The organism is Actinomadura rubrisoli, assembly GCF_004349215.1.
Taxonomy (GTDB): domain Bacteria; phylum Actinomycetota; class Actinomycetes; order Streptosporangiales; family Streptosporangiaceae; genus Spirillospora; species Spirillospora rubrisoli.
On sequence record NZ_SMKU01000696.1, the window covers coordinates 1 to 1,396 of the forward strand.

Here is a 1,396-nt window from a genome sequence, read left to right on the forward strand (position 1 = left end):
GGTCGGGCGATGCCGGGAGCTCGGCCAGCAGGCGCCAGCCGCCGCGTCCCCCGGCGTGTCCCGCGACGGGCCCGGCGTCCAGGGTGCCGCCGAGGAGCTCGACGCGCTCGGTCATCCCGGCGAGGCCGTGCCCGGGCCGTCCGGGCTCCGCCGGCGGCGCGCCGTCGTCCACGATCTCCAGCCGGACGGCCTGCCCGGCGACCCGCACCGTCAGGGCCGCCGACGTGCCCGGTCCCGCGTGCTTGGCCACGTTCGCCAGCCCTTCCTGGACGATCCGCAGCACCGTCAGCCGCCGCACCGCGTCCAGCCCGGCGACGCCGGCGTCGATGTCGGCGGCGACCGCCACGCCCGCCCGCCGGCCGCGGTCCAGCGTCGCGTCGAGCGCGTCGAGCAGCCCGGCGCGCTCGACCAGGGACACGCCGGGCTCGCCCTGGACGAGGTCCGGGTCGCGCAGCACCGCGACGAGCCGGCGGAGGTCGGCGAGCGCCGACGCGCCCGAGGCGTGCAGGTCGTCCAGCACCTCCGCCACCCGGGGATCGGCGGACGGCAGGACGTGACGGGCCACGCCCACCCGCAGCACCATCGACGACACGTGGTGCGCGACGAGGTCGTGCAGCTCGCGGGCGATGGCGGTGCGCTCGGCCGCCCGCGCCGCGAGGGTCTGCGACCGGCGCCGCCCCTCCTGCTCGGCCGCGTGGGCGCGGGCCTGCGCCGCGTTCTCCCGCGCGAGCCGGATGTAGGCGCCGAGCAGCATGGGAAGCCCGATCAGGACGCCCGACTTGAACAGGGTCGGCGGCACGTCCGCCGCGATTCCCACGGCGTGCACGCCCACCAGCACGGCGACGAGGGCGGCGACGGTACCGAGGACGGCCGGCGCGCGGCGGCCGTGGACCCGCAGCGCCAGCTCGAACAGCATGATCACGGTCATGGCCTTGAGGGTGATCGCGGCGTCCGCGCCGACCCGGTCGCCGAGGACCAGCAGCGCCGCCAGGGCGACGGGGGCCGCGGGCGCCGCCACCGCGGCGGGCGGCACCAGGTAGCCCGCGAGGCAGATCGCGAACCCGGCGAGCGCGAGCGCCCAGTCGGTGCCGTCCCCGGGCGGGTGCAGCAGCCCGAGCTCGCCGAGCCCCAGCGCCACCACGACGGCCAGCCGCGCCGGGGCCGAGCGGTTGTCGAAGGCCCGCTCCATCCATCGCATCAGCACGCCTCGATCGTAAGAGGCCGTCCCGCGCGGCGGGTCCTCCGACTGGAGGAGGCGGATCGGCCAGGTGGCCGCCGGCCGGGCCCCCGGGCGGAGGCGCCGGGCCGTGCCGCGAACCGAAGGTGGACACGTCCTCCCCTCCGAAGAAGGGACGCGCCGTGGAAGCCGTACGCACCGCCCTGCCCGCCCTGTCTC

1 protein-coding gene is annotated in these 1,396 nt (G+C 78.2%); it reads right to left on the minus strand.

The window, feature by feature from the left end; genetic code table 11:
- On the minus strand, positions 1–1,198 hold a 1,198-nt coding region (locus E1298_RS46925), incomplete at its 3' end, for a sensor histidine kinase (RefSeq protein ID WP_131903801.1).
- Between the last annotated feature and the right edge of the window lie 198 nt (positions 1,199–1,396).